The organism is Staphylococcus sp. B1(2026) (genome assembly GCF_058895785.1).
On the sequence record NZ_JBZXTS010000064.1, the window covers coordinates 1 to 6092 of the forward strand.

The window sequence follows — 6092 nt, forward strand, 5'->3', positions numbered from 1 at the left end:
TCGCTTCACAAGTGTCAAACTCCCGAATTTTTTTATGTATTTTTTAACGTCAAATCAAAAAGCAGGCTACATCGCAATTAATTCTCTGATAAAATGTGTTGACAATCATCTTAGATAGTGTTACTATAATGAAGTTGCAAGTTATTGTGCAATTTTATTTATATTAAAAAATGAACCACCTGGAAGTGTGGTCTAAAATAGGAGAGAGGAGGACATCAATCAATGCCTACTATTAATCAATTAGTTCGTAAAGGTCGTCAATCAAAAACGACAAAATCTAACTCACCAGCATTAAACCGTGGTTATAACTCACAAAAGAAAAAAGCAACAACTGTATTTTCACCTCAAAAACGTGGTGTATGTACACGTGTGGGAACTATGACACCTAAAAAACCTAACTCAGCGTTACGTAAATATGCTCGTGTACGTTTATCAAACCAAATTGAGGTAACAGCATATATCCCAGGTATCGGACACAACTTACAAGAACACAGTGTTGTTTTAATTCGTGGTGGACGTGTAAAAGACTTACCAGGGGTACGTTATCACATCGTACGTGGTGCTTTAGATACAGCTGGTGTAGACGGACGTATGCAAAGTCGTTCATTATACGGTGCTAAAAAACCAAAAGAGAAAAAATAATAAATTAAATTAAAATAAATAAATAAATTATTACCAGAAAGGAGGCACAAACATGCCACGTAAAGGTCCTGTCGCAAAACGTGACGTATTACCAGATCCAATTCACAATTCTAAATTAGTGACTAAATTAATCAACAAAATTATGTTAGATGGAAAACGCGGTACTGCTCAAAAAATCTTATATGGAGCTTTTGATTTAGTACAAGAGCGTTCTGGACGTGAAGCAGTAGAAGTTTTCGAAGAAGCTTTAAATAACATTATGCCAGTATTAGAAGTCCGCGCTCGTCGTGTGGGTGGTTCTAACTATCAAGTACCAGTAGAGGTGCGTCCAGAAAGACGTACAACTTTAGGATTACGTTGGTTAGTAAACTATTCTCGTTCTCGTGGAGAGAAAACAATGGAAGAGCGTTTAGCTAACGAAATCTTAGATGCTGCTAACAACACTGGTGGAGCAGTTAAGAAACGTGAAGATACACATAAAATGGCTGAAGCTAACAAAGCTTTTGCACACTATCGTTGGTAAAATTCAACATAACAATACTGCAAGATACGGCTTCAATCTTTTACTAGATTGTAGTCTTAATCTTGTAAGTATACAAAAATAATCCTAATAGGGAGGAGTAAAAACTCATGACAAGAGAGTTTTCTTTAAAAGATACGCGTAATATTGGTATCATGGCTCACATCGATGCTGGTAAAACAACAGCAACAGAACGTATTCTTTTCTATACAGGTAAAATCCATAAAATCGGAGATACTCATGATGGTAACTCACAAATGGACTGGATGGAACAAGAGCAAGAGCGTGGTATTACAATTACATCAGCAGCAACAACTGCACAATGGAAAGGTAACCGTATCAACATTATTGACACACCAGGACACGTAGACTTCACAGTAGAAGTTGAACGTTCATTACGTGTACTTGATGGTTCGGTTGCTGTATTAGATGCGCAGTCTGGGGTAGAACCTCAAACTGAAACAGTATGGCGTCAAGCAACAACATACGGTGTACCACGTATCGTATTCGTTAACAAAATGGATAAAACAGGTGCTGATTTCTTATATTCAGTAGGTACAATTCATGACCGTTTACAAGCTAATGCACATCCAATTCAATTACCAATTGGAGCAGAAGATGACTTCGAAGGTGTGATTGACTTAGTTGAAATGCAAGCTATTTACAATGAAGGTGAAGTTGGTGACCAATTAGTAATCAAAGAAATTCCAGCAGAATATCAAGATCAAGCAGAAGAATACCGTGAAAAATTAATTGAAGCAGTAGCTGATTTTGATGAAGAATTAATGGAAAAATACTTAGGTGGAGAAGAAATTACAATTGATGAATTAAAACAAGCAATTCGTAAAGCAACATTATCTGTTGAGTTCTTCCCAGTAGTATGTGGTTCAGCATTTAAATATAAAGGTGTACAACCTATGTTAGATGCCGTTATCGCTTACTTACCAAGTCCATTAGACGTACCGGCTATTAAAGGTATCAATCCAGATACTGATGAAGAAGTGGAACGTAAAGCTTCTGATGAAGAGCCATTCTCAGCTTTAGCATTTAAAGTAATGACTGACCCTTATGTAGGTAAATTAACATTCTTCCGTGTGTATTCAGGTGTATTATCATCAGGTTCATACGTACAAAATTCTACAAAAGGTAAACGTGAACGTGTAGGTCGTATTTTACAAATGCACGCTAACTCTCGTGAAGAAATTTCAGAAGTATATGCAGGTGATATTGCTGCAGCTGTTGGTTTGAAAGATACAACAACTGGTGATACTTTATGTGATGATAAACACGAAGTTATTTTAGAATCTATGGAATTCCCAGAACCAGTTATTCAATTATCTGTTGAGCCTAAATCAAAAGCTGACCAAGATAAAATGACAAATGCATTACAAAAATTACAAGAAGAAGATCCAACATTCCGTGCTTTCACTGATGAAGAAACAGGACAAATTATTATCGCTGGTATGGGTGAATTACACTTAGATATCATCGTTGACCGTATGCGTCGTGAATTCAAAGTTGAAGCAAACGTTGGTGCGCCAATGGTATCTTATCGTGAAACATTTAAATCAAGTGCGCAAGTACAAGGTAAATTCTCACGTCAATCAGGTGGTCGTGGTCAATACGGTGACGTATGGATTGAATTCACACCTAATGAGCCAGGTGCTGGTTTTGAATTTGAAAATGCTATTGTCGGTGGGGTTGTTCCACGTGAATACATTCCATCAGTAGAAGCTGGATTAAAAGATTCTATGAAGAATGGTGTTTTAGCTGGTTATGAATTAATCGATGTTAAAGCTAAACTTTATGATGGTTCTTATCATGATGTCGATTCATCTGAAATGGCATTTAGAGTAGCAGCTTCATTAGCATTAAGAGCAGCAGCTAAAAAATGTGATCCAGTAATTTTAGAACCATTAATGAAAGTAGAAGTTGTTATGCCAGAAGAATACCTTGGTGACATTATGGGTGATATTACATCACGTCGTGGTCGTGTAGAAGGTATGGAAGCACGTGGTAATGCACAAGTTGTTAATGCAATGGTGCCATTATCAGAGATGTTTGGTTATGCAACATCATTACGTTCAGCGACACAAGGTCGTGGTACATATTCAATGGTATTTGACCATTACGAAGAAGTACCAAAATCAATTGCTGAAGATATCATCAAAAAAAATAAAGGTGAATAATTAAAGTTATTGATTGCTTTTTGTTAAAAAAAATAATAAAATATAGATAAAATGAGTTGTTGGGCGATATTTGTCGCCCTAGACAACAAATATTATACAATAAGGGGAGATTTCCAAAATGGCAAAAGAAAAATTTGACCGTAGTAAAACACATGCTAATATCGGTACAATTGGTCACGTTGACCACGGTAAAACTACATTAACAGCAGCTATCGCTACTGTATTATCAAAACGTTTAGGTAACGGTGAAGCTAAAGATTACGCTTCAATCGATAACGCACCTGAAGAGCGTGAGCGTGGTATTACAATTAATACTTCTCACATCGAGTATGAAACAGAAGCTCGTCACTATGCACACGTTGACTGTCCAGGACACGCCGACTATGTTAAAAACATGATCACTGGTGCTGCACAAATGGATGGTGCGATTTTAGTTATCGCTGCAACTGATGGACCAATGGCACAAACTCGTGAGCACATCTTATTATCTCGTAACGTTGGTGTACCAGCTATCGTTGTATTCTTAAACAAATGTGACATGGTTGATGACGAAGAGTTATTAGAATTAGTTGAAATGGAAGTTCGTGAATTATTATCTGAATACGGATTCCCAGGTGATGACTTACCAGTAATCCAAGGTTCTGCATTAAAAGCATTAGAAGGTGAAGAAGCTTGGGAAGATAAAGTTATGGAATTAATGAACGCTGTTGACGAATACATTCCAACACCAGAACGTGACAACGCTAAACCATTCATGATGCCTGTAGAGGACGTATTCTCTATCACAGGTCGTGGTACAGTTGCTACAGGTCGTGTTGAGCGTGGACAAGTTAAAGTTGGTGACGTAGTTGAAATCGTTGGTTTAACTGAAGAACCTACTTCAACAACTGTAACAGGTGTTGAAATGTTCCGTAAATTATTAGATTACGCTGAAGCTGGTGATAACATTGGTGCTTTATTACGTGGTGTTGCTCGTGAAGACATCCAACGTGGTCAAGTATTATCTGCACCAGGTACAATTACACCTCACACACAATTCTCAGCTGATGTGTATGTATTATCTAAAGAAGAAGGTGGACGTCACACGCCATTCTTCGGTAACTACCGTCCACAATTCTACTTCCGTACAACTGACGTAACAGGCGTTGTTTCATTACCAGAAGGTACTGAAATGGTTATGCCTGGTGATAACGTTAATATTAACGTAGAATTAATTTCACCAATCGCGATTGAAGAAGGAACTCGTTTCTCAATCCGTGAAGGTGGACGTACTGTTGGTTCAGGTGTTGTTAACGCAGTAATTAAATAATATCTGAATTTTAAAGTGATAGCTTAGGCTATCACTTTTTATTATAGTTTAGTAATTTATAATATAAAGGAGCAGTGAAAATAATTTTCACTGCTCCTTTATATTATTTTTGATAAATAGATTGTTTAAATTCATTAGATTGTAGTAAATAAGCATTGTAAATGGCTTGTTTTAGTTTTATTACTTGGGAATTTTTAACATTAGCAACCGATTTATTTTGAATATCTAATTGTACAGCTTCATTCATTAACTGTTGTAATGTCGTATATGAATTGATTTGATATGATTTATTTTGATAATTGATCTTAACAGATTTTAATTTATTTAGTTTATCAATTCTTTCTTTGTACATTGCTTTTTTAAATTCATTTAAGCTATTAAATTGATTATTAGATATTTTTTTGATTAAGAATTGATCACTTAGGTTCGTATCTCCTTGTGCAGTAGCTTCTTTGTAATATTGATTAGATACATAAGGGACGAACCCACCATAATAGCCTTTATAGGCTAATAATTCAAAAGCATTTTGTCTAAATGATAAACCGCCAGGCGCACCTTTTTTATTTTCAGCTGTACCGTAGATAGGAGAGAATATTGAAGTGGCATAATAACCATTTCTGTGATATTCATTTGGATTATATTCACGTTTTGTAATTAAATTGTGATCAATAAAATCATAGATGTTATGTAAGTTGATTTTTTGCCACTGTTCATTGCTGATTGTAGTAATAATATTATTGACATTATCTCCAGGTGTATTTTCTAATTTATTTAACCAAAGTTTTTGAGTATTTTGACCTAGTTTTATTAATGAAATTGCTTCAGCATAATTCAGAGTATACATCACATCAAAAGCACCGTGCATATAGGTTTGTAAATCTTCGATTTTTTTGAATCTTTGTGGAGAAGCGTTATAATATAAATCATTTGTTTTGTCGAAATCTATCATTAAATTAATGCCAAGTACATTTCTATTTGCTTTATCTGGAGATTGTAATAACCCTAAAGCAAAAGATTCTGCCCCCATATTTTGACGACGTCCATATTGTAAATAAATATTTCTATCATTGTTATGAACCATTTCATGTGTAAATATAGCATTACCATAAGCAGTTAACATTTTACTATTTACAAAATTAATTAAGTTACCAGTAGCATAGGCACCAGATCCGTTTGATTTGTAATAATGATCTACTGGACCGAAGAAATCTAACACACTTTGATTAGTATTACCATATTGTGGTAACCATGTTTTTTTATAATCAATATAATAAGCGTCCCAAACATCTATATCACGAATTAATTTATCTTTTAATTCAGGTTTTAAAAGTCTATACCAAACATCAAAATGTTCTCTTTGCCATATTGCTGTTTGTTCAACCATACTTCTAACTTCTTTAAGTTTTAATTGATAAGTTTTAGGATCTGTTTT

Annotated in this window: 5 protein-coding genes; 4 read left to right on the top strand and 1 reads right to left on the bottom strand. The window is 35.0% G+C overall.

The genetic code is table 11. The annotated features are described in order from the left end of the window. The first annotated feature begins 222 nt into the window (after positions 1–222). From rpsL to tuf, 4 genes are all read left to right on the top strand, one after another. Positions 223–642 carry a 30S ribosomal protein S12 gene (rpsL, locus tag AC5EAH_RS07590; RefSeq protein WP_493494175.1) on the top strand — a complete coding sequence of 140 codons (420 nt, stop codon included), beginning with the start codon at positions 223–225 and terminating at the stop codon, positions 640–642. Positions 643–694: 52 nt separating this feature from the next. After that, a complete protein-coding gene (gene rpsG, locus AC5EAH_RS07595) occupies positions 695–1165 on the top strand; it encodes a 30S ribosomal protein S7 (RefSeq protein ID WP_493494176.1) in 471 nt (156 codons plus the stop codon). A gap of 107 nt (positions 1166–1272) precedes the next feature. After that, on the top strand, positions 1273–3351 hold the full coding sequence (fusA, locus tag AC5EAH_RS07600) for an elongation factor G (protein WP_493494177.1): 2079 nt from the start codon (positions 1273–1275) through the stop codon (positions 3349–3351). A 118-nt stretch (positions 3352–3469) separates the two neighbouring features. Next, a complete protein-coding gene (gene tuf / locus AC5EAH_RS07605; protein ID WP_493494178.1) occupies positions 3470–4660 on the top strand; it encodes an elongation factor Tu in 1191 nt (396 codons plus the stop codon). Between the two features lie 103 nt (positions 4661–4763). Here tuf and AC5EAH_RS07610 read toward each other — a convergent pair. Next, on the bottom strand, positions 4764–6092 hold a 1329-nt coding region (locus AC5EAH_RS07610), incomplete at its 5' end, for a ZmpA/ZmpB/ZmpC family metallo-endopeptidase (RefSeq protein WP_493494179.1).